18 protein-coding genes are annotated in these 23,095 nt (G+C 35.7%); 8 read left to right on the top strand and 10 right to left on the bottom strand.

The window, feature by feature from the left end:
• Positions 1 to 22: 22 nt before the first annotated feature.
• The 8 genes from BUE84_RS13570 to BUE84_RS13535 all read left to right on the top strand — a co-directional run bounded on the left by BUE84_RS13570 (position 23) and on the right by BUE84_RS13535 (position 7,322).
• Positions 23 to 613, top strand: a complete 591-nt coding sequence (locus BUE84_RS13570; RefSeq protein ID WP_079242087.1) for a hypothetical protein — start codon at positions 23 to 25, stop codon at positions 611 to 613.
• 29 nt (positions 614 to 642) lie between these two features.
• Entirely contained in the window at positions 643 to 1,197 is a 555-nt protein-coding gene (locus BUE84_RS13565; RefSeq protein WP_145953249.1) for a hypothetical protein, read from the top strand.
• A 27-nt stretch (positions 1,198 to 1,224) separates the two neighbouring features.
• On the top strand, positions 1,225 to 1,779 hold the full coding sequence (locus BUE84_RS13560) for a hypothetical protein (protein WP_079242085.1): 555 nt from the start codon (positions 1,225 to 1,227) through the stop codon (positions 1,777 to 1,779).
• Complete coding sequence (locus BUE84_RS13555; RefSeq protein ID WP_079242084.1) at positions 1,766 to 2,347, top strand: hypothetical protein; 582 nt, start codon at positions 1,766 to 1,768, stop codon at positions 2,345 to 2,347. The genes BUE84_RS13560 and BUE84_RS13555 overlap by 14 nt, the downstream gene beginning before the upstream one ends.
• A 52-nt stretch (positions 2,348 to 2,399) precedes the next feature.
• Positions 2,400 to 3,242 carry a hypothetical protein gene (locus BUE84_RS13550; protein ID WP_079242083.1) on the top strand — a complete coding sequence of 281 codons (843 nt, stop codon included), beginning with the start codon at positions 2,400 to 2,402 and terminating at the stop codon, positions 3,240 to 3,242.
• A gap of 106 nt (positions 3,243 to 3,348) precedes the next feature.
• Positions 3,349 to 4,200 carry an EboA domain-containing protein gene (locus BUE84_RS13545; protein ID WP_079242082.1) on the top strand — a complete coding sequence of 284 codons (852 nt, stop codon included), beginning with the start codon at positions 3,349 to 3,351 and terminating at the stop codon, positions 4,198 to 4,200.
• Positions 4,201 to 4,553: 353 nt separating this feature from the next.
• Positions 4,554 to 6,227: an SGNH/GDSL hydrolase family protein gene (locus BUE84_RS13540; protein ID WP_079242081.1), complete on the top strand. Its 1,674-nt coding sequence runs from the start codon at positions 4,554 to 4,556 to the stop codon at positions 6,225 to 6,227.
• A 267-nt stretch (positions 6,228 to 6,494) separates the two neighbouring features.
• Entirely contained in the window at positions 6,495 to 7,322 is an 828-nt protein-coding gene (locus BUE84_RS13535; RefSeq protein ID WP_079242080.1) for a hypothetical protein, read from the top strand.
• A 61-nt stretch (positions 7,323 to 7,383) separates the two neighbouring features.
• Here the strand turns inward: BUE84_RS13535 and BUE84_RS13530 are convergent, their stop codons facing one another.
• The 10 genes from BUE84_RS13530 to BUE84_RS13485 form a co-directional block, all read right to left on the bottom strand.
• Positions 7,384 to 11,271 (bottom strand): amino acid adenylation domain-containing protein, encoded by a 3,888-nt coding sequence (locus BUE84_RS13530; RefSeq protein ID WP_079242079.1) that lies wholly within the window; start codon positions 11,269 to 11,271, stop codon positions 7,384 to 7,386.
• Between the two features lie 404 nt (positions 11,272 to 11,675).
• A complete protein-coding gene (locus BUE84_RS13525; protein WP_079242078.1) occupies positions 11,676 to 13,049 on the bottom strand; it encodes a nucleotide pyrophosphatase/phosphodiesterase family protein in 1,374 nt (457 codons plus the stop codon).
• A gap of 16 nt (positions 13,050 to 13,065) precedes the next feature.
• A complete protein-coding gene (gene eboE / locus BUE84_RS13520) occupies positions 13,066 to 14,295 on the bottom strand; it encodes a metabolite traffic protein EboE (protein ID WP_079242077.1) in 1,230 nt (409 codons plus the stop codon).
• Positions 14,289 to 15,461, bottom strand: coding sequence for a 3-dehydroquinate synthase (locus BUE84_RS13515; protein ID WP_079242076.1), 1,173 nt, complete (start codon positions 15,459 to 15,461; stop codon positions 14,289 to 14,291). The genes eboE and BUE84_RS13515 overlap by 7 nt, the downstream gene beginning before the upstream one ends.
• A 15-nt stretch (positions 15,462 to 15,476) precedes the next feature.
• Positions 15,477 to 16,373 carry a UbiA-like protein EboC gene (gene eboC / locus BUE84_RS13510; RefSeq protein WP_079242075.1) on the bottom strand — a complete coding sequence of 299 codons (897 nt, stop codon included), beginning with the start codon at positions 16,371 to 16,373 and terminating at the stop codon, positions 15,477 to 15,479.
• Between the two features lie 3 nt (positions 16,374 to 16,376).
• Complete coding sequence (locus BUE84_RS13505; protein WP_079242074.1) at positions 16,377 to 17,282, bottom strand: TatD family hydrolase; 906 nt, start codon at positions 17,280 to 17,282, stop codon at positions 16,377 to 16,379.
• A gap of 13 nt (positions 17,283 to 17,295) precedes the next feature.
• Positions 17,296 to 18,150, bottom strand: coding sequence for an EboA domain-containing protein (locus tag BUE84_RS13500; RefSeq protein WP_079242073.1), 855 nt, complete (start codon positions 18,148 to 18,150; stop codon positions 17,296 to 17,298).
• A gap of 39 nt (positions 18,151 to 18,189) precedes the next feature.
• A complete protein-coding gene (locus BUE84_RS13495; RefSeq protein ID WP_079242072.1) occupies positions 18,190 to 19,197 on the bottom strand; it encodes a cytochrome-c peroxidase in 1,008 nt (335 codons plus the stop codon).
• Positions 19,185 to 19,829 (bottom strand): MbnP family protein, encoded by a 645-nt coding sequence (locus BUE84_RS25015; RefSeq protein WP_079242071.1) that lies wholly within the window; start codon positions 19,827 to 19,829, stop codon positions 19,185 to 19,187. The genes BUE84_RS13495 and BUE84_RS25015 overlap by 13 nt, the downstream gene beginning before the upstream one ends.
• A 72-nt stretch (positions 19,830 to 19,901) precedes the next feature.
• Positions 19,902 to 23,057 (bottom strand): PKD domain-containing protein, encoded by a 3,156-nt coding sequence (locus tag BUE84_RS13485; protein ID WP_079242070.1) that lies wholly within the window; start codon positions 23,055 to 23,057, stop codon positions 19,902 to 19,904.
• Positions 23,058 to 23,095 lie beyond the last annotated feature (38 nt).

Below are 23,095 nucleotides of genomic sequence, written 5' to 3'. Positions count from 1 at the left end.
TAAGTTTTAACAATATAGTATTATGAGAGCATTACCATTTTTGTTTTTTTTCACATTTCAGCTATTTTCAGCTCAGTTTGTACATGTTGCTATTCATTTGAATAATACAGATTCAGATACAAGACAAAAGCTTGTGGAAATTCTTGGACACACTGCTGCAAGAGCTATACAGCTGAAGCTCCAAAATGATTACCTGGAAGAAATGATTAAGAATGATGAAGAATTTTTAGAAAGGAATTATAAAAAGTCCAGCAAATTTGATAAGCAAAATAGTTTTATTATTAAGTCTTTAACTACTGGGGCTTTAGGGGTCGGACCTGTTATATTGAACAAGTTTAAAAAACTTCCTTATATAACCAATGTTAAGAATGATTATTTACAATCTTTAGCATTAGATAAATTAGTTCTTCTTGCTCTCCAAAATGTTGATGCCTCAAAAATTAAAGCGTCTGAAAGACAGGAAATCTATAGAGTTCGTGATCTGTTGGTAAGGGTATATTCTAAAAATGATAAGGACGTTTTTGGTATTATGACTTTGCCTGCTTTGGCACTTCTGATACAATCTAATCCGGATCTCATCCAATTGATCAAGAACCTTGAAATTGTATTTTAGTTTTCTATCAACTATAAATTTATTCCAATATGTACAGGTTTTTAATAGTAATGTTATTATTTACTTCAATAAGAACTTATTCCCAACCGTTTGCCAATAATCCTATTGGCCCAATCTCGGATGTACCTTCGAACCTTGGATCAGCTGCAATTATTGTAGAAAATATTTTTTTAAAAGAAAGAGAAGAAACAACAGAGAAAAGGACTAAAGATTTTGTAAAAGAGTATAGAAAAAGGCTTCTATATTATGGAGGTGCTGCCTGGCTTTCTACAGTAAATGGCATTATCAATAATGTCAAAGACAGAGCCCGTAAACTTAAGGAAGATAATGAAAAACTTTCTTTCCTGTTTTATTCAAAAAAGAAAGAGAATAGAGTGTATTTACTTTCAGCAGATAACCAGATTGAGAATATGTCTTCAAATTTCTTAAATGGTGAAAAGCTTACCATTCTGGGCGAAAAAATTAATCTGTATGAAGAATTAAGGGCATCCCTGTCTGCCATTAACCGGGAACTTGATAGAGTAGATGATAATATAAAACAGAGTAATCTCAAGAAGAAATTAGTTCAGCAATTTGTTAAATAAAATAGTTAATATAAATTTTTCAGAGTCATGAATATACTATATTTTGATTTCAGATCATTTGGTGTTAAGATATTTTTCGTAGGATCATTATTATTGTCTGTAATCTTCAAAGCTCAGATTGTCATTAATTTAACTTGGAGTTGGTCAGCTAATGATCTTCTGTCAAAGGAGCTGTATAAAGATATTGTTTCAGCACATCGGAAACTGGAAGGGTATGCCATAGCGAAAAGTGCTGTTGTTGCAAGAACAAAGGATATTTATATAGAACCTAACAAGGAACTTACCCGTATTTCATCTAATTTAACTTCAAAAAAAGACGATATATTAAAATTCGTATCCAAAACAAGTTATAGTTATATAGAGGACAAATATCCGATAGTGGCTATTTCGCCTCTTTCAAGTGGTAAACTGTCAAACCTTTTAGTAAGAAGAAGATTCAAAAAGAAATATGATTCCGAGAAAGAGAACATTACAAACTATCTGGATACAACCAACTATATTCCTGAAGGAGAGCGGTTACGTTTAATTCAGCAGGCATTAGATAAAGTAATAAGAGTAACACTTGAAGATGAAAACTATTAAATACCTATCTACATTCCTCTTTCTTTTTAGCTTTAGTTTTTTTTATACGCAGACATGGTCTTTTGATATTACCGATTATGTAGTTGCAGGAACCAAAACTGGAATTGCTGCAGGCTTAGGGGGAGAAATTGCCCTAAAGGACGAACAGAATAAGTTGCTGGAAAAACTTATAAAGCTGGAAAAAGAGATTGATGATAAAAAGAGTGTGGCAAACATCAATAGCCTTGCGCTTGCTGCTGCTTCTATCGCTACGATTGAGACGACCAAAAAAGATATAAAAAATATAAAAAAGGTCATTAACATCATAAAGTTCAATCCATTATTTCTTAAACATTCATTACTAAGGAAATATGATGAACTGATCATTGAAGACAGATATTTAGATGAAGCCCAATCTGACTATTACAGATACTTAGCATCAGGAATTCTTTCCGGAGGTGTGGGGCAGGTTTATACTGTTTTCGGAAAGCTGCTAATAAGAATTCTGAAAATCAAAGCCACAGTTTTGTCTATCAAGAAAGATATTGAATCCTTATCGGTTATCAATAAAGTACTATTAAATAATTAATAATAACATCTGTAAAATACAAAGTTATTGATGGTTAAAAACGACAAGCTAAATGACAATAGATGAAATTTTAAATCAGTATAGAACAATTCTTAAAACCAGATTTGATCTTTATATTAACGAGTCGAAACCCTATGTTCTTCTCATAGCGGTTACATTTACTTTTGTTTTTGTGGGGTATAAAGTAATGAAAGCAATGGCTGATCCGGATGAAAAAATTGGGCGGGATACGCTTTTAAGGCCCATCCTCACGCTTATGGCGATTACATTATATATTCCTCTGGTCAAATTATTATTATTTGATACGGTAGATATTTTATCAGATATAGTAAAACACGGAGCCTATAAAGTGACAGGACGCAGCGCTGCTGATTTTGAACAGGCCTTTCAAACTTCTATTACCCATGTGCAGGGAACAGGGGCAGATGGAAACGGAGTCTATGATGTCCTGCAGATCAATCCCTTTTTAGAACTTCTCCATATCATTATTTACTTTTTAGCTTCTGTTGCAGGAGGATATATATTATTGAGACAATTATTGATGATATTTGTTTATTATGTTCTGGGGATATTTGTTTTGCCTTTTTCTCTTATTGTATCTAATGAAAGGATTCTGAAGTCATGGTTCTTTGGCTTTTTGTCTATACTGCTATGGGAACCCATATTAACGATTCTAAAAGTAATGATCGTTCTTTTGCCTGTTGATAAGACAGAATTTACGAATGTCCTGCTTTCTATTGCTCTTCAGCTTGTAATGATATTTATGGTATTAAAAGTTCCCCATTTCGCTAATCTTTTAGTAGATCCGGAATCTGGTAATAAATTTGGTAATAAGACTGGTTCTGTTCTGAGAGGTTTGCCCGGGAAAGCTTTCAATGCATTAAAATCTAAATAACATAGATCCGGATGAGATGTATTTAGGCTGGTTATTAAAGTTTTTTTTATGAAAAATTTTATAAATACGTCTATAATTATATAACAATTCAAAAAACACGAATGGAATGACTGAGAATACTTTTAAAAATACTGCCTGCGAAATTTTATATTCATTGCTCCCAACCAGACTTTCTGAAGCCCGGTTGAATTGGATGAAAACTGTGATGTTATTTGAAAATGAGGATCTTTTCTTTCTAAATTTTGGATTGATCCCTCGTATGATTCCATCCGATTCACCGGAATGGGAGCCATCCGAAAAAATCATCCTTGAACAGCTGTATCCAGGTCTTACCTCCGGCCAATGGAATCTGCAACAGCTTTGCCGGTGTTTATTGATGGCTCATATCCCTGAAGATCAGAATGTAATCATCATCAAACAACTGACTCAATCTGCAGACATTGGCGAGCTTACCTGTATTTACAAAGGAATATTCTTTCTGGAAAATGCTTTTGAATTTGTTCCTCTTGTTGAAGAAGGCCTCAGAACCAATATGACTTCTGTTTTCGATTCTATAGCGCTTTTAAATCCTTTTGCTGCCAAATACCTGCCTCTGGATTCCTGGAACCAGCTTGTTCTTAAAGCATTGTTCATGTGGCGTCCACTTTACAGGATTACTAATCTGGATCTGCGTAAAAACGAAAAGATGGCTTTCTTAGCTACTGATTACATTCATGAAAGGTGGGCTGCCGGAAGAGCAGTATCCCCGGAGATCTGGCGATTGATGGATGGGTTTCTTAATAAAGACGTAACAGCATGCTTATTAAAAGTTATCGAATTTGGTGACCCACTTTCAAAAAATGCAGCTATCATCTTACTCAGAGAAAATGCTTCCAATACCTGCAATAATATATTAAGACCCATAAATACCACTTTATGGGACTATATCGGAGAGCAATATTACATTCAAAATAAATGATATAAAATCTACTGAGAGTAGAATAATATCACGGTTTTCAAGATTTCACTTAAGGATTGTAAAAGGCTTGTTATTAGGATGATAAAATTTTCTGGGATATTAAGCATTTTCCTTTTACTCACCGCTTCATATCAGTAAGTGATATATCAATTATGGCTTAGATCTTTAATGAGTCCATGAATATTTTAAACTAATAGGAACAGGATTTTTTTCTTTAAAGTTTTGATTTATAACTACAATCGTGTAGGTTTAATTGGACAGGGAATGTGTTAATCGGTTAACCAAAAAAAATAAATTTGTTAGAAGATACATAGGATAAAAATATTTATAGAGTAATTTAAAATTTTTTAATTATGATAGATAGAATAGTAATTTTAGGAGACAGTATGTCAGACTTTGGTATTAAAAAGAATACCCTTATGGGCATGGTCGCAAGGGCTGCCGGTGCGATGCGTGTTAATGCTGTGGGACGTTTCAGTGACTCAAAAAACTGGGGCGACTTTATTTCGGAATGGTCCGGTATGGAGAGTTTGATAGATGGTAAAGATAAGAAACAAACAGATGCCTTAACGGCGAAACATCTTTCTCTGAAAGAGTCAACTCATGGAAGCCCGGATAACAGATTATCTTTCGTAAACTATGCGGTAGGTGGTGCAGTAGTTAATGAAAGGGAAAAGCTGGCACACAAATTAGCACTGACCACTATACTGGAGCAGAAAGAAAAGTATTTCAAAGAATTAGACAGTGATACGTTTAAGGCTAAAAATACAATGCATATTGTCTGGATTGGTCTTAACGATACGGTTACCGATGGTAAAGACGCTTCAAAAATGAAGGAAATCGTTGCTCAGATCAAAGGTATGACTGATGAGATTCGTGATCGTGTTGCTAAGGATGGAGGCAAAGCCTATTTTATGGTGGTCAATAATCCTGCTCCGGTAGAAGCTGTACGTTATGTTAAAAAACCAAATGATCCGGCTGCACTTAAAGCCCAGGAAGCTACTTTGGAGTTTAACAAACATCTCAAAGAAGCATTTCCCAATAAATATGATGATACGATGGTGGTTGATATGTATGAAGCACTTAAAACCAACCTGTATAATTTACGCCTCATAAAAGCTGCACAGCACCGCGGAAGAAAAGTAAAATTCAACGAGTCGGAGGACAATATGGATACTTCTCTTGCAAATACCCTGAAAGAATTTAAAGAAATATATAAGGATAAAGGAGGTAATGAAATATTTGATGAAATCCAACCGCTTTTACATAAGGCACTTGGAGAGGATAATGAGATTACACTTCACAGGGAAGTGGGTGATTTAATCATTAAGAAACTGGCTGAAGGTAACAAATCTGCTGAAAAGCTGGAAAGCATAAAGGCTGTTAAAAATGCATTAATGGCTACCGGAACATATCCAAGCCAGATCGAATTTGTAACAAAATATTACGAACAAATCAAACCCGAAAAACATAAGGAAGATATTGCGAAACTTCAGGGAGAACTTGATAAAATATTTTCACAAAATCTTGTGAAACAGCTGGATGATAATTTAAAGATCTCAAACACCGGACTATATGATACGGTTGGCTCTATATTGAATGACGGACTTAATAAAGGAGGACAGAATAGAGATAACAGTACTTTCAGAAAATTATTAGATAATGTAACCGCTAATAATCTGGGATTTGTAGCGACATCGGATGGAGCACACCCTACTGAGGCAGCTTACAAAGCGATTGCTTTAACTATGGCCTCTCACCTTATTCAAGGCTTTTCTGTTTTGCCAGGCCCTGATTTTATAAAGAATGCACAAGACGCACTCGTTGAGGCTGAGATTTTTGAGAATAAGGTAAATATTCCACTTGCCCGTTCCAATGATAAATCAGACCTTAGTAAATTTACTACCCCTACTGTGAAGGCAAATCCAAAGGCGGCAGCTCTTTCTGCTGAAGCCTTAAGACAGCAGCAGCAAAAAGGTATAAAACAAGAAAAACCTACTACTAAGACGCATCATACAAGCCTTTAAAGGTAATATAAAGCGATTTGAGAGATTCATTTAAGTTTACAGCGTTAATGTTCAACATCAAGTATACTTAGAATTTAAGTGGTACATGTTATTATTAACGTTGTAAACTTTTATAATTATTAGTTTAAAAACATCCATCTCAACTTTAGAGTTTACCTATTTCCGGCTATTTCAGCAAATGACAAGCCATAGGAGATGATATGTAGCTTAGAAGGGTATTAAAACCAAGATCATATAACAGTTCTTTAAAACTTTAATATATATAACATGCCTAAAACAGAAAACGAAGAACTAAACGAACATTTAGAGAATGTAAAAAAAACTGGTTCTCACGCAAAACAAACAGATTTTCACGATAATATTGATTCCAGAAATGAAAACGAAAAGAAACGCAGCTCTCCAATAGAAAAACCTCAGAAGGGAAGAGGCTTGAGGTTCCTAGATTCTGTTGCGAAAAACGGTTCTTTTATTAAGAAGGCTTTAAAAGCTACCGGGATTGGATTAGCCGTAGGGTTGGGACTTGCATTACTTTTTCCACCATTAGGAATTGCAGTCATGGCCATTTCTGCAATAGCAGGTGTTGCAGCCATCGGAGGGAAAGTAGCATACAGTTATGCCAAAGCAAAAGAGGAAAACAGGAATCATAAAGAAAGTACTGAACCAAAGGCTGAAATACTTCGCGAGATTGTTAAAGAGTTAATGGAAGAAAAATTATCAAAAGATAAAGAAGAAACTCAACAACAGGAAAAAAAGAACGGCAGTAAGGATGATTTGAAAAAGAATGGTGAAACATTCACAGGGGGCACAATAAGAAAAGTAGAAGACGTTACTGAAAATGTTATAAAAAATGAAAGGAGCAATAACCAAAAATTATCTTTTGATTCTACGGTAAATAATAAGGAGGTTAATAATAGTCATGAAGTTAGAAAATCTGCAATAAATACTAATGAATCCGGATTGGCAATGTTTACTAGACCATTAAATAGTCCTAATCCTAATATAAAACAAGCTGCTACCGCTTCAAAACCTAAAGTACAGCAGAAAGAAACACAAAGTGCCGGTAAAAATATGGGAATGAGACGTAATACATTATAATGTTTGTAATAAATAAATTATATCATCTGTTTGTTTTTTTATATCCTTAGCTTGTTACAAGCTAAGGATTTTTTTGGGAATTAAAACGAATCATTTTCATTATTTCGGTAACCCCTTCTTCTTTTAAAATATCGTAATGGTCAAAAGTACTTTCAAAAAAATCAACCTTATTAACAAAATTTATATTATTCTCAATAAATGAATCCTGATCACCTTCTGCTTTAATATGGATAATCTCAGTATTAAGCTTTTTATTTGAGAGATTATTATAAACAAAGTAGAATGTCCTTTCCACAATATGGGTTATTCTTCTAATGCTGTCCATCCCCAGATCTCTATTTTCCTGATTGATAAAATGAATAAAGCTTTCTCGGTCCTTACATTTTTCAAGGCAGTTTTTTATTGCTGTATCGTCAATACTACGAGTAAATACAGAATATAAAATGGTAACAAAATAGGGATCATCAAAGGAAATACTTTCCTTATTCCTCTCATTCATTGTTCTATGATTGGGAGAACCGGGAGCAATAAGTAATATCCTATCAACAGTATCATTCATTTTTTCTAACTGAAAAGCGACTTCGTAGGCAAGCTTTGCACCAAAGGAATATCCTACTAAAGTATAAGGACCTTTTGGATACTTTTTCTTTAAGATCTTAATATCCTCCAAAGCCATTTCTTCTAAACTTGTATATGGAACTTCATTATTATTCAGTCCATAAGCCTGAAATCCATATACTGGAGTGGAAGATATTTCTTTTCCCAGCGGTTTCAGGTTTAAAGGATAGCCACCTAATCCTGGCCAGCAAATGACAGGTTGTATTCCTTGGGCTTTATTAAGAGAAATCATTCTTGAGCTGTTTATGGTATTGGTATTCTGAATAATCATATCAGATAATGATACAATATCTCTTGCTTCAAACAGAATCTGGACAGGAAGATTACATTTTAATTCTTTATTGATCCTGTTAATTAATAATAATGCAGAGAGCGAGTTTCCTCCTAATTCAAAAAAATCATCTTTTGTGGAGATTTCATCTATTTTCAAAAGGTTTTTCCACAGATCAAGTAATCGATGCTGAGTTTCATTTTCAGGCAAAAGAAATGGAGTAATACGTTTATTAATTATTTCCTGAGCACTATTTTGAATTTCTATAAGATCAATTTTTCCATTGCTTGTTCTCGGTAGGGACTGCAGAATAACAATCCTGCCGGGTAACATATAATCAGGTAAAAATGAGGCAAGATCCTGTTTAATAATCTCTGCAGGACCTGCCATATGTACAGTATCTTCTTTCATCCCTCTGGAGTATTTTTGGTCAGGAGATATCTTTCCTCCTAACGCAAAATAAACTCCCGTCTTATCGTTCAGTTTAAGTATTTTTTTTATTTTCTTCGCTGCTTTAAGATCATTTCCACTTTTTGAACTATAACCCGAAGATACAAAGCCCATCATTTGATCATTCATTTGAAAAGTCTGAAGGAGTCTTCCCAATTCTATGTATTGATCCCATGTCTCCAGATGATTCAGAAAACATACACCAATTTCTGCGTTGTCATATATTCGTTGATTAATAGCAATAACATCGTTTTTTTCTATTTTTTCATCAGCAAGTGGCATCAATTCTCCATTGATATACTTATAAATTCCCTTATTGTCCAGGGTTTCTTTATTAAATTGAATCAGAATTTCAATCGCAATATTATCCTTCTCTTTTTTACGATCTCCTCTTATGATTGGAAATGATCCCAGATAATAATCCTCCTTACGGCATCCAAATAATTTTTCTTTAACACAATCTATTTCTTCACTATGATATCCTTTTCCAATATATTGTTGAAATTGCTTTAAAACATTATCAAAGAGACCAATGATGTGCCCTGCTTCAAATTCCAGAACTTCTTTGATATTATTTTTATAAACAGGCTCAATAGCACTCTTTTTTCCTATAAAATGCAGGGTAATGGGTGATTTTTCATTACCTGAACATTCTTTAAATTCATAAATGAGGAATAAAGTATGCATAATAGGATGATAATAATATAAACCATTTTTCAAGTCTTTCATATTAGCCGTCTCAAGGAAAATTTGAGTGGCATATAAGGCGCCTGGCGAAGCATAACCGTATTTAGGAAGTATTCTTTCCTGACTGTAAAAAGCTCCAAAATATCGCATTATATAGCCGAGATCCTGAAAGCTCATGTCTTTATATGAAGAAGGAATAAACCTATCAATCTTACTGGTGAGAATTTTGGTAAGGCAATTCAAAACCTCATCTTTATGAACATCACCGCCTTCAAATGACCGATAGCTTTTTCTTGCAAAAATCTTTTCATTTTGAAAGCTATCTGAATAATAACCTGGAAGTTTTACGGATTCTTTACCTGTCAATTCTTTATCATTCTTGCATCCAGAATTGGATAATTGTGCTTTTACCTGAAGTTGATCTGATTTGGAGGCATGATGGTGAGCATTTTCTGCTCCTTGATCCATTAGAGCGGCTTCATTTGGATTCAATTCTATGAAAGCAACCAGCTGCTGTGTTGAATTTATAGTGTTTTCGGATATAATCACTGCTGCATGACGTACCCATGGATGCTTTTCAATATTAATCTTTATTTCATCCAATTCTAGTCTGTATCCCCTTAATTTAACTTGATTATCCAATCGTCCTACAAAGTACAAATGAAGGTTCTCATCCTGAACGACCAAATCTCCAGTTTTATAATAATACTGATCATCAATTGTAACAAATCGTTCAAGGGTTTGCTTTGTATTCTTATAATATCCATTTGAAACCTGTATTCCTGAAATATAAAGCTCTCCTGTTTCTCCATTTGAACAATGGTTGCCCTTGTTATTTAACAGGAGAAAACTATGGTTGTTTACAATATTACCAATAGGAATAGTATCTTTATAGTCTTCCATACTATCTTTTACAAGTATATGAGAGCTAATATTTATCGTACATTCTGTAGGTCCATAAAGATTAGTGATTTTAGCGTTGGGAAGCTGCTTAAACATGCTTGCTGCTAATTTCCTGGTGAGTGCCTCTCCTCCGCTAAAAATACATTTTAATGTTTTACAGTCCCGAAAAAAATCATTTTCCGTAAGTGCTTGAAGTAAAGTGGGAACGCCCTGCAAAGTATTAATTCCATATTGTTTTATCATACCCGTTATTTGGTCAGGGTTTTTATGAATCCCTACAGGACCTATTACAACTTCACTTCCATTACATCCTGAAAGAATTTCCCATTGTGCTGCATCAAAACTGATGGGAGTTTTATGAAGTATTTTAGTAGAAAAACCAATATTATGCTGACTTTCCAACCAGTTCATCTGATGAGATATATTTTTATGTTGTATCATAACCCCTTTGGGATTCCCGGTACTGCCCGAAGTGTAAATGATATATGCAAGATCTTCTTCTGAACTCCAAAAATCTAGTTCAGTATTGGTAATTTCATATTCACTAAGAAAACTCTTCACATCTTCTAAACAGATTATCTTCGTATTTTTCAAATTAAAAACGTGTAGTTTTTTTTGACATTCTCTGCTTGTTAATATATAATTGATACCACTATTATCAATCATGTATTGCAGCCGTTCTTCCGGATAGTCAAGTGATAGTGGAATATAAGATTTACAGGCCATTAATATTCCCCAAATTCCTAAACCCATTTCTACGGATGGTTCCATATAAATCCCAACAGGTTCTTTACTCAAGGATAAAAGCCGTAAATACAATGAGATTTTAAGACTTTCAATACAGACGTCATTAAAAGTCAGTTCTTTTTGATAGTCTCTTAAGTATATTTTCTCACCGTAATTCGTTTGTTGTGAAAAAAGGAGATAAGGAAGAGTTTCTTTTGAATAATTTTTTTTGAAATAGTTGCTATCCAAATAAGATTTTATTAATAAATTGTTGGAAGTAATAGTTCTGTTCATTATTAGGTTCAATTTTGAGTGGGTAGGTAATCGGAATATTCTATTTCCCGGTAAATATGATCTTTAAAATATCTCTTGAATTTTGAATATTTTCTGATTCTTCCTAAGCCACAGGTTGCGAAGGATGAACAATTTCTTTATGAAATTGATCATAGAGTTCTATTTTAATTTTTTTGAAACAAAAAATGTTATAAAGGAATAATAGATTAGATCTCCTGCATATGAAAACAGGCAGGAGATCTGGTAACAATATTTAATTTAAATCTAATTTCAAAGTTGAATCTCCAGTTTTTAAAAAGGATATTTATAAATGATATTCTATTTTTGTCTTAATCAAAGATTCCAGAATGTTCATGTTTCCAACTAGAGCAGTTAGGTTCTTAGAGTACATTCGGCAGACGTATTTAATTGTTATTAAAAATAATATTCAGCAGATGCTGACAAACATCTATGCTTTCAATGGTTGAATCTGATTGTAATTCACTAATGAAAATAGGTTTATTATGGTCATCCTTTGGTATAATTCCATGTGAGCCATTTACCAATGATGCATCCAGAGGTATTACATCCATAAGAGTCCTGAAGCCCAGTTTTTTCTGCAGGAGTTTAAAAATAATGATTGGCTTGATCATTGTTTTTGCAGGATCCAAAAAAAGCTCTGCAGGATCATAGCCTGGTTTTTTATGAATTTCAACAGTTCGTGCAAAGTCGGGAGCCTTTTTGTCTTCCAGCCAATAGTAATAAGTGAACCAGCTGTTCTCTTCTGCCAGAAGAATAAGATCTCCTGCGCGTTCATGATCCAGATGATATTCTTTTTTTTCATCATCAGTGAGTACTTTTGCAATATCCGATCTTTTTTCCAGAGAATTTTTTAATTCCGGAATGATGCTTTTATCTTTTACATAAATATGGGCTATCTGATGATCAGCGAGAGCAAATGCTTTGGATTCCCCGGGATCTAAAAGCTCACGGCCGTTTTCTTCCCTGATTTGTAACAATCCTTTGTAACGTAATATTCTATTGATATCTATAGGTTTGCTGACATTGGTAATCCCATATTCTGATAAGATGACGCATTTTACTCCATGACTTTCGTAGAACTCAATCAGATCTTTAACTACTTTATCGATGGCTTTTACTTCTTCATAGATTTCTTTAGAAGAGGAAGGAAATTTTTGACAGCAATAATCTAAATGAGGTAAATACACCAGATTTAGAGTTGGTTTGTACCAGGTGTACACTAATTTCGATGCATTGGCAATCCACTGGCTTGAACGAATGGTCGTTTTAGGACCCCAAAAATCAAAAAGAGGGAAGACTCCAAGCTGTTGCTGAAGACGCTTTCTAAGAAGAGATGGTTTAGAATAACAGTCCGGCTTTTTTTGTCCGTCGGCTCTGTACTGTGGACGTGGGGTAACAGTGAAATCAGCATCTGAATACATATTGTACCACCAAAATAAATTGGCACAAGTAAAATCAGGATTGATTTCTTTAGCCAGATCCCAAATTTTTGGGGACTGAACCAGCTTATTGGATTGTTTCCACATCTTTATCTCACAATCGATTCTATCATACCAACCATTACCTACAATTCCGTGTTCAGATGGCCATTGACCAGTTAGATAAGTAGCCTGGGCCGAACAAGTCAACGCTGGAATTACCGGTTCTATGATACTTAAATGCTTATTCTTTTTCATCCATTGACTGATAAATAAATCAGAATCTTGAAGTAGGGCAGAAGTAAGGCCTACCACATTAATAACAACTGTCTGCTGCATAGTATGTATTATATTCTTAAAGCTGTTTGTTCTTTATTTTACACATCGTATCAGTTACCCATTTAAGTTCTCTTTCTATAGATTCTGTGATATTGGTTTGGAAGTGATCCGGAAGAACGTCCCAGGTGTAGGTCTCTACCTCCAAATGCAGAGAACATTCTGTTGCATACCAATATCGGAGGGTATTGATAATTTCATTTTGAGTGGTACCCAACAATTCAAACCGATCAAGAAATATGGGAACATGGAAATGGGTACGCAATTCTTCAAACCGGGGAAGCCCCATTGAAACAATAGCTGGTCCAAGATCTTCAAATCGCAGGATACTTCCATCAGAATTTTTGATAACAGCCTGATGCAAATAAGTACTTTCATCAAAAGCAATCAGACAATCCTGAGCTTCTTTTACAGAAACTTGTTCAGAAATATTGAATTGCAGGGCTGCACTGATCTGTATTTTTCCGATCTTCAGACCATGATTTTCCATTTTTTTCAAAACATGTTCACTTTTTTCAAAGCCAACCGCAAAATGACAGACATCAAAACAAAGCTGAACATGTTCCCGGATGTGTTGCTGTGCTTCCGTAAAAGTGCATTTTAGAATGGCAGCGAGATTGTAAGCTCCTTCTTTGAGAAGATAATCTGTGAAAAATTGAATATACTCATCACTGGTTTCAATAATTCCGTCTGGTTCAGGCTCAATATTGAGATGCAGTTTCTTTTTGCAAAAGCGGTTTATTTTTACCATTAAGGCTGTAATTTCTACCAGATGCTGAGTAGATTTTTGTTTTACGGTGACTAAATCCTCGTCAGTCTTAAACCAATGTCTGTAAGATAATGGAGATGTTGAAATACTGCCTTCAATGCCGGAAGGCAGCAGTTCTTTAAGAATGCTTACCAGCAATACCGTATAATCGAATCTTTCTGTACTTGCCCAGTCCGGAAGATGAACACGGTCTTTAACCGGTTCACCATGAAAACTCCCATAGGGAAATCCATTGATGGTGTAGACATACATATTGTTCTTATGAAGCCATGATTTAAAATCTGAAAGTCTGTTCCCGCTCAGCAATTCTATTGCTGCCAGATTAGAAAGCCGCAGACCAATGCCAAAAGGCTTATCCGGGGAAATGTTCTTTTTAACCGGAATACAATAGGACTCTATATTAGAAAATATTTCTTCCCAGGATTCTCCACTGTGGATATTCGTACAATAACTTAAGTGACTATTGGGTGTAACTAGCATAATACATGTACAGATTGTGAATAGAAAGATAGATATTGAATCGAGTTGGCTATGGTAGTACTCAGGAGGGTATGTACTTCTTCACCTTTACCAATTTTAGACAATAGGGTAATGGTGAGCTCTCCTCCCAGATGTTCTCTGAACTCATCGATACCGGACAATATCTCATCAAAATGAGTAATTAAAAATGGATGTGTTATAGTAAAACCTAATGCAAGAAGGCAGTCCAGGATCCTATTTAAGCTATCCAGATCAATTTTATTAGACAGGTAAGAGTAGGCAGAATCAAGAGCAATTCCAATGGCAACGGCTTCACCATGTAAAAGTTCATAGTTGGTGATATGTTCCAGCTTATGTGCTACCCAATGACCAAAATCCAAAGGCCTTGAAGAACCATTTTCAAAAGGATCTCCATTTTTGGAAATGTGGTGTGCATGAAGTTCGGCGCAACGGAAGATTAATTCTTCCATAATGTCGATTTTTCCATTATTCAGAGCCAGAGCATGATCTTCTATCCAGCAGAAAAAGTTTTCATCTTTTATCAGTGCAACTTTTATAGCCTCAGAAATTCCGGATCTCCAGTTGCGGACATCAAGCGTTTTTAAAAAATCAGAATCATTAATTACTGCATAAGGAGGAGCAAATGTACCCAGGAAATTCTTTTTCCCAAAGTAATTGATGCCGTTCTTTACTCCAATTCCTGAATCATTTTGAGATAAAACGGTTGTAGGGATACGAATCAGCCTGATTCCACGGTGGGCAATAGCAGCCATATAACCCACTGCATCAAGCACTGCACCTCCACCTATGGCTGCAACAAAAGAATGGCGGTCTACTTTATTATCATGAATAAATTGAAGGATTTTTTCGTGATCCTCCTGATTATTTTTTATGGTTTCTCCGCCTTTCATAACTAAAAATTGTTCAGGCAAAATACCGATATGATAATGGCCTAAATAATCAGTAATGGCAGCCATAAGCTCAACGTTGGAGTCAGCAACCCCTTTATCTATAATAAAAACAATTTTACGCCTTTGATATTGCTGTTCCTGTTTGAGAATATTGATAAATGACGGATTGTCCAAATCAAAAATGGAACGGCTGAATATAACGTCATAATGGAAGGGAACCGCAAAGTTTTGTTGTATAGTTTTTTGATCGTTCATGTTGTGAAAAATAATTTATGTAACTGCAAATTTTTTTGATAATGTAGTGGATAATGGGAGTAAGATCAGTACCGGCAGGGCATGCAGTAAATCTGTGGAACCTGCAATATAGCTGGCATTAAGGAGAATAAGTGATAAAACACCTGTTTTTACAGCTATTTTAATATAATCAGGCTGGTTAAAATGAATGGCCGAGAGCTTTGCCAAAAAATTGACTGCTAGCCAGCAAAATAAAAGAGGAAGCAGATTGAGAATTTTCAAACCAATCAGATTTCCGATAAAGGTATACAGGAATATAAGCAGAAAATCCAGTAAAAAAGTAGAGAGGATCACAGATTTATTGTTTCCCTGGGCTTCTTTCTTTGAGATAAAAGTTACCCCTGTAATAAAGAGTGTAGATATAACGGCTATTAACCCATTACACCAAACCGCATTATTGATAATACTAATACCCAGCAGCAGGTTGAATCCTCTGCATAATCCCATATTCAGAGAGCCGGCAAAAAAATAATATTTACTTACTTTATTATAAAAAAGAGCCAGAATACAGATGCTTAGTGCCAGAAAACCACTTAATAGCGATACTGAAAAGGCTGATATAATACCTATAGCAAACATGGAAATTCCTAGTATGACAGCTTCTTTTTTAGAAACCAAATGACGGGGAAGTATCCTTTCAGGTCGGGATATCATATCTGATTCCAGATCAAAAACATCATTAAAAACAATTCCTCCACCATACAGACCACTTGTTGAAATGACAAGCAAAAGAACATGAAGTAAAAGAGGATAATCCGGGTACTGATGAATCAATATTCCGGAAATTGCAACGCCTGCAAGGATATCAGATATAGCAGTGATAATATTAGCTGGGCGCAGTAAAGCAAATAAATAATAGATTTTACCAGACATTGGTTAGTTTTTGATGATATTGTTAAAGGTGATTTCCAGTGATTCCTGACCTCTTAATATGCTGTTGCCTTCAAACAGACAATCCTGCTGGATAATCATTTCATTTGACCAGTCACTTTCATTCATTTGCCCGCTTTGTGAATAAGCAGTAAGAGCATTTTTGTAACAGGTTAAATGTACATCTTCTATGGATATCCCTCTTTCAAGCATTAAAGCTGCTGTTTTAGGAACAGATAAGGGATCGCTTACTCCCCAGTCTGCAGAGCTGTCTACAATAATTCTTTCAGAACCATACTGTTTTACAACCTCTACCATACGCTCATTACCCATTTTTGTATTGGGATAAATGGTGAAAGCAGCCCAGTATCCATTGTCCAAAACGCATTTTGCTGTTTCCTCGTTGTTATGGTCTATTACGACCATGTTTGGATTTACTCCATGTTCTTTCAGTACATTCATACTCCTGATTGTTCCGTTTTTTTTGTCCCTATGCGGTGTATGAACCATAATAGGTAAATTAAATTTCAAAGCCAGCTCAATCTGCAGTCTGAAATATTTATCTTCAGCAGGGGTCTGATCATCATAGCCAATTTCTCCAATGGCAACAACTCCTTCTTTGGCTGCAAATAATGGCAGCAGGTCCATTACTTTCTCAGCTAAAGCTTCATTATTGGCTTCTTTGGAGTTCAGTCCAATGGTACAGTAATGTTTTATCCCGAACTGTGATGCCCGGAATCTTTCCCATCCTACCAGTGTGCTGAAATAATCTTTAAAAGAGGAAGCTTCTGTTCTGGCCTGCCCCAGCCAGAATGCAGGTTCAATCACGGCAACTATTCCTGCTGCGCGCATTGCCTGATAATCATTAGTGGTTCTTGAAACCATATGAATGTGTGGATCGATAAAGTACATAGTGTTTATTTATTTATTTATTTATTTGAATGTAATATTGTTCTCCGATATAGTTCCATAAAGTAGTATTTATGGGTCTTAATATGTTATTGCATGTGTTGGAAGCATTTTCTCTGAGTACGATGATGGCTGCATGCTTGGACAGAGGGTCGCCAGATTCAATAACCTTCAACAGATCTGAGGTAATCTCTTTATTAACGAATCCGTCCATCAATCGCCAGATCTCCGGCGATACTGTTCTTCCTGCAGACCATCTTTCGTGAACAAAATCTGTGGCAATAAAAGCTAGCATCTCATTTTTACGCAGATCCAGATTGGTAATCTGATAGAGTGGCCGTCCCATGAACAATGTTTTAAGAACCAGCTGATTCCAGGAATTCAGAGAGAGATATTTGGCAGCAAAAGGATTTAAAAGCGCTATGGCATCAAAAATAGAAGTGATATTGGTTCTGATGCCTTCTTCAACGAGTGGAACAAACTCAAATGCATTTTCCAGGAAGAATATTCCTTTATAAATACAGATAAGCTCGTTGATATCTGCTGACTGTGTTAGTTTTTTTACGATAGTTACGTTTTGATCTTCCGGAATATGGGCCATAAGCAGGCATCGGCAGAATTGCTGGAGATTCCATTGACCAGAGGTTAGACCTGGGTAAAGTTGTTCAAGGTTGATTTTTTCAGATCTACTCCATTGTGGTGCATCAGAGGGAATCATACGGAAAATCAGCCCGAAGTTCTGAAAGAAAAGGTTTTCATTTTCAAATAATATAACAGTTTTCATCCAATCCATCTGGGCTTCTGAAAGCCTTGTTTGGATCAATGAATATAATATTTCGCAGGAATTATTTTTTATAGTATTATCAGTCATTCCAGAGTGTTTTTGAATTGTATATAATTGTAGATGTATTTATCGGCTGCCAAAAAATTCATTTCGTGTAAATTCTTTGTCATTAAGGGTATTTAAAAACAGGATCAGTTTTGAAATGTCTTCTTTTTGTAAACTGATTGACTTCAGCGCCTTGTTTTGGAATGAAGGGTTTTTGTTCTTTTTGCTAGTATAAAATTCAATGACTTCTTCCAGAGATTCATATCTTCCGTCATGCATATAGGGATAAGTATAAGAGATATTTCTAAGGGTGGGAATTTTAAATTTAAATCGATCCTCTTTTTTTTGCGTAACCTGATATACTCCATAATCCTTTAAATTTTTGTCAATGGGAAGTCCGTTATTTTCAAATCGGTTGGTGGTGAACAAAGGTTCTGTATGGCAGGAAGAGCAATTTGCTTTAAAAATTTCATACCCTTTTTGCTCATCTTCAGTAAATTGTTCTGATCCCCGCTGTACCCTATCGTATTTTGAATTGGCTGAAACCAGCATAAGCATATATTGTGATAGAGAACGAAGTATTCTGGCATTGGTAATCTGCTCATCACCATACGCTTCTCTGAACAATGACAGATAATAGTCATTGGCTTTTAATTTCTTTTTGATGTTGTCCAGATTTTCATCCATTTCCAAAGAATCATTAATAGGAGAGACTGAAAGCACATGGATATCATTGATTCTGCCATCCCACATAAATTGATCCATCCAGGCTAGATTGATGAGTGCTGGAGCGTTTCTCTTACCAAATTTGTCCTCAATTCCATGGCTCAGATTGTGATCAACATGGGCGAATGACATTTCCTGGGTATGGCAGCTTGCACAGGAAATAGTATTGTTTCTGGAAAAGATAGGGTCGTGAAAAAGTTTTTTCCCCAGATTATATGCCTCTGCAGACAAGGGGTTTTCTTTGAAATTATACTTTGTTTCCGGAAAACCTATAGGAACGTTGAAATACAATGGGGTAGTATTGAAATCTTCCACCATCAGTAAAGGCAGGGCAAGAAGACTTAAAAATTTTATTGGAAACATTTTTTGAAGAATTGGGAAAAGGAAAGAGAATCATCATTGATAGACATAATGGTCTTTTTTTTATTCTGACTCAGGAAATCAAGAATTGGTTTCAGTTCAATATCTGCTGTCAGGGTATCTGTTCCCTGATATATTTTTTTTACGGTAAATGTTGTATTGTAGTCTTGGGAATTGCCTCCTATATGGAAAACAAAGGGCTGGTTGTTCTTGTTATTTCCGTAAGATCCTTCAATTTTATAATTAATATATCCGGTACGCCAGGACCAAAACATACCATGGATAGGATCAAGCTCATTCTCCATATTGCTGTTTTTGGTGGTAAGGCTGTCCAGTCCGATGGTAAATAAGACTGATTCTACTTCTTTAACACTGCTTTTAGGCAGTTGTATCATCCACGATTCTTTTTTTGTTAGACTGTAAAGGAAGACCTTGTCGATAATTTCAGATGAGCCATCTTTATAATTGATCATGAAATTAGAAACATAAAATTTGAATAACTTGATTGTGAGCAGTTGATCTTTAGGGTGGTGTTGGGGAGTGTGTGTGATTTTTTCACCGTTAAGAAGGGGATTGAACTTAATGTTCAGACTATCCTTTGTGGCTGAATATCCCTTGTGGCTAAGAAGTAACATAGTCAATAAAAACAGTATTTTTTTCATAATATAAAGAGGTGCGCCTTAACGGCGCACCATGGTGATTGAATTCTACTTTTTAATAATTTTCTTAGTAGCTCTTTCTTTAGTTGTAGAGTTGACAAATACAATAGTGTAAGTTCCGTTCGGATACTTAGCAATGTCTACTGTCGCATCCTGTACTGAACCTCTCTTCATTTCTCTTCCTGCCATATCGTAAATACTATACTCGGTATAATTTTTTACAGCATCATAGCTGAAGTTAATGCTTGAACTGGTTGGGTTTGGATAAACAAGATCCTTGTTTATTGGAAGTTCTGGTTTATCTCCGTTTGGAGCAGAAATTGCTTTGGTATTGTTACCCATTCTTGCAGTAGTTGTACACTGACTCTTAGATATCCATGCACTGGTTTTTGTATTAGTTCCCAATGAGTTGGTTGCTTTCAACGAAACTTTATAGAAGCTGGCAGCATAATTAGGTAATGTAAATACAAAATCTTTGCTGGTACTGGTTAGGATATTCTGGTATTGATTTCCTTCCTGAACAGTCCACAGATAAGTAGTAGCAGATCCTCCAGCACTTGTATTGATAATCGTATTAGTTCTATTCGTACATAATGTTGTTGGCTCAGCAAAGTTGGCAACAGGCGTTACTGTGGCATTGCATGCTTTTTTAGCTATCCATGCACCTGATTTTGTATTTGTTCCCAACGAGTTAGCAGCTGTCAACTCAACTCTAAACCATTCAGAAGTACTGTTAGGAATAGTGAAATCAAAATCTTTGCTTGGGTTAGTAAGAACAACCTGATTGTTTCCATCATATAATTTCCATGTATAAGATGTAGAAGGGCCACCCGTACTATTATTGATTACTTTTACACTTTTGTCTGTGCACACTTCAAATGGATCTGTAAAATTAGCAACCGGCATAGCATCATTATTGACTTCAAAGTCTACGTAAACAGGATTGGCATTACCATAGGTAGTATTTCCGGCCTGTAACAGAATGATTCTTGCTGCTCCGGCTCCTCCTGTAAAGGTGATTTTACCACTATTATCCACATTGATAGGTCCGGAAACCCTTCTGAATGAAATCGGCAGCCCTGAAGATGCGGTAGCATTCAATAGATATGGATTGGCATTCTTGCTGATTTTCGTTAATGGATTTGAAACAGTAATGGTCTGGCTTTGCAGTCCATTACATGTCTGGAAAATCTGTTTGCTGAATTCAGTTTCAGCACCTTGTGCATCTTTTACTTTTACCAATACCTCAAACCAATAGGTTGCTCCTTCCCCGCATCCTCCTTCCGGAACAAATGTAGTATTAGTTGTTGAACCGTTGATTACTGAACCATAGTGGATATGATCATCATGGTGTCTGTTCACCTGCATGGTATAGGTTAAGTTACCCGCACTTGTCAGATCATCAGTGGCTGCAACACTAATATTAACATTAGTAGAGCTTGGGTAAGTATTAGGTAAGGCCTGAACAACTGAGTTATCAGAGGATCTCTTCACCACTACATCCTGAATAACAGGAGCATTATTATTAAGATAAATTTCTTTTGTAGCAATATTGGTAGCTCCTCCTGCATCAGTAACAGTAAGTGTTACCACTCTTTTATCTGCATTTGAGTTTGGAATTGTAAAGGTACGAACAGGGTTCACCTCAGTAGAAGTGGTTCCGTCTCCAAAATTCCATAAATACTGTAAGTTTTGAGTTTCTTTATCATAGGAAAGGTCTCCATAAAACTGTACTGTATTTCCACTTTGATTAATAGAGTTTTTATCAGATTTAATGATTGCTGTTGGAGTATAATTACCGGTTATCTCTAATCTTGAAATAGAATTCCCGTAGGTTCCGTTGTAGTTTACAACATAAATATATCCGTCATATGGGTTGGTGTATAAATGAACAATACCTCCTGCTTCAAAAGCCTTATATACCCTTGTTGGACTTGAAAAATTGGCATTTGTACCGTTTTCATTAAACTTAATACCCATCACTTCATTTCCAACATAATCTGCGGCCAGAACTGTGTTTGCCAGTGCACCATTGTACCTGTCAACAATAATATCTTTAGGATAAAAGGTATTACCGGTAGAAGAGGTACCTTGATGATTATATGAATCAGAAGAAAGATTATACCAAAGTACAGCATTACCATTTTGGTTAATTTTACTGTCTGTTCCCCAACCTTTGTTAGCATTATTTTGGTGAGCCCATGCATATAAAGGATTTTTGAAAGTGTAAGAAGGATCTTTTGTAAAAGTGGTAAACTGCTCATTAATCCTTGCATTATCAAACCCTTCATAGTGCGGCCATCCTCCATTGTCCCCCATAGAGTATAGGGCAGCTTCTTCCCAGGCATTTTCTCCGGTATCACTTACCAAAAATTGTCCAGGTCCCCCTCCAAGAACATTCTGTGTAAGAGGAGTTACTCTGTAAGGGTTTCTAAGCCCCATTACTGCCATTCTGGATTGTGCGCTTCTCGGTTGGGCTGAATTATAATACGGATTTCCAGGTATTCCATCTCCTGTATCTTTATTAATCCTTAAAATCTTACCGGAAAGAGAAGTCTTTGATTGAGCCCTCATCTGCATTAATGATTGCTCGGCCTGAGGAAGAATCCCTCGTGTAACCCCTTGTGGTCCTACCTGATCCCCCAGAGAGCCATCACCAACAGAAAGCATTAAGTTACCATCAGCTCCGAAGAATGCAGTTCCCACTCCATGGGTTGTTCCAAAAATTGCTGGTCCATCTGTAAGACCATATTGGGTATTATTTCCCACCAATACTTTTCGGGAATTATAATCAATAGCTCCATTTTTATAAGTATATCGGGTACATCTTCCAATGGTTGCCGAAAACTGATCATCAGCATTTATTCCAGAGAATAAGGTACGCGGCTCTACAGTATACCATAAATAAATATAGCCATTAACCGCAAACTGAGGGTCAAGAGCAAATCCTAATAATCCATGGTCATCACCATCCGGGCTCATAACTTCACCTGAAATATCAATAACCGTAGAAACGTTACCTCCATTGGGAGCGATTTGTTTTACTTTACCACCTTTCTCCCAGACATAAGCATTTCCACTGCTGTCAAAAACAACACCCACCGGCTGTTCAAAATTTGACTTGTAGGGCTGGAGCTGAAAATTTTGACTGTACACATCACATAATCCGGCTAGGAAGAGTGATAAAAACATAATTTTTTTCATGATTTTTATATAATAATTTTAATATTCATGATGTATAC

Source organism: Chryseobacterium indologenes, assembly GCF_002025665.1.
Lineage (GTDB): Bacteria > Bacteroidota > Bacteroidia > Flavobacteriales > Weeksellaceae > Chryseobacterium > Chryseobacterium metallicongregator.
The sequence above is the reverse complement of the archived record's forward strand: the minus strand, read 5'-3'. Positions and strand labels throughout refer to the sequence as shown.

What these genes read in the sequence shown, in the direction of transcription:
- BUE84_RS13515 (WP_079242076.1), bottom strand. Translation starts at nt 15,461, where the DNA reads ATGAACGATCAAAAAACTATACAACAAAACTTTGCGGTTCCCTTCCAT.
- BUE84_RS13540 (WP_079242081.1), top strand. Translation starts at nt 4,554, where the DNA reads ATGATAGATAGAATAGTAATTTTAGGAGACAGTATGTCAGACTTTGGT.
- BUE84_RS13555 (WP_079242084.1), top strand. Translation starts at nt 1,766, where the DNA reads ATGAAAACTATTAAATACCTATCTACATTCCTCTTTCTTTTTAGCTTT.
- eboC (WP_079242075.1), bottom strand. Translation starts at nt 16,373, where the DNA reads ATGTCTGGTAAAATCTATTATTTATTTGCTTTACTGCGCCCAGCTAAT.
- BUE84_RS13505 (WP_079242074.1), bottom strand. Translation starts at nt 17,282, where the DNA reads ATGTACTTTATCGATCCACACATTCATATGGTTTCAAGAACCACTAAT.
- BUE84_RS13570 (WP_079242087.1), top strand. Translation starts at nt 23, where the DNA reads ATGAGAGCATTACCATTTTTGTTTTTTTTCACATTTCAGCTATTTTCA.
- BUE84_RS13545 (WP_079242082.1), top strand. Translation starts at nt 3,349, where the DNA reads ATGACTGAGAATACTTTTAAAAATACTGCCTGCGAAATTTTATATTCA.
- BUE84_RS13500 (WP_079242073.1), bottom strand. Translation starts at nt 18,150, where the DNA reads ATGACTGATAATACTATAAAAAATAATTCCTGCGAAATATTATATTCA.
- BUE84_RS13495 (WP_079242072.1), bottom strand. Translation starts at nt 19,197, where the DNA reads ATGTTTCCAATAAAATTTTTAAGTCTTCTTGCCCTGCCTTTACTGATG.
- BUE84_RS13530 (WP_079242079.1), bottom strand. Translation starts at nt 11,271, where the DNA reads ATGAACAGAACTATTACTTCCAACAATTTATTAATAAAATCTTATTTG.
- BUE84_RS13550 (WP_079242083.1), top strand. Translation starts at nt 2,400, where the DNA reads ATGACAATAGATGAAATTTTAAATCAGTATAGAACAATTCTTAAAACC.
- eboE (WP_079242077.1), bottom strand. Translation starts at nt 14,295, where the DNA reads ATGCTAGTTACACCCAATAGTCACTTAAGTTATTGTACGAATATCCAC.
- BUE84_RS13560 (WP_079242085.1), top strand. Translation starts at nt 1,225, where the DNA reads ATGAATATACTATATTTTGATTTCAGATCATTTGGTGTTAAGATATTT.
- BUE84_RS13565 (WP_145953249.1), top strand. Translation starts at nt 643, where the DNA reads ATGTACAGGTTTTTAATAGTAATGTTATTATTTACTTCAATAAGAACT.
- BUE84_RS25015 (WP_079242071.1), bottom strand. Translation starts at nt 19,829, where the DNA reads ATGTTACTTCTTAGCCACAAGGGATATTCAGCCACAAAGGATAGTCTG.
- BUE84_RS13525 (WP_079242078.1), bottom strand. Translation starts at nt 13,049, where the DNA reads ATGCAGCAGACAGTTGTTATTAATGTGGTAGGCCTTACTTCTGCCCTA.
- BUE84_RS13485 (WP_079242070.1), bottom strand. Translation starts at nt 23,057, where the DNA reads ATGAAAAAAATTATGTTTTTATCACTCTTCCTAGCCGGATTATGTGAT.
- BUE84_RS13535 (WP_079242080.1), top strand. Translation starts at nt 6,495, where the DNA reads ATGCCTAAAACAGAAAACGAAGAACTAAACGAACATTTAGAGAATGTA.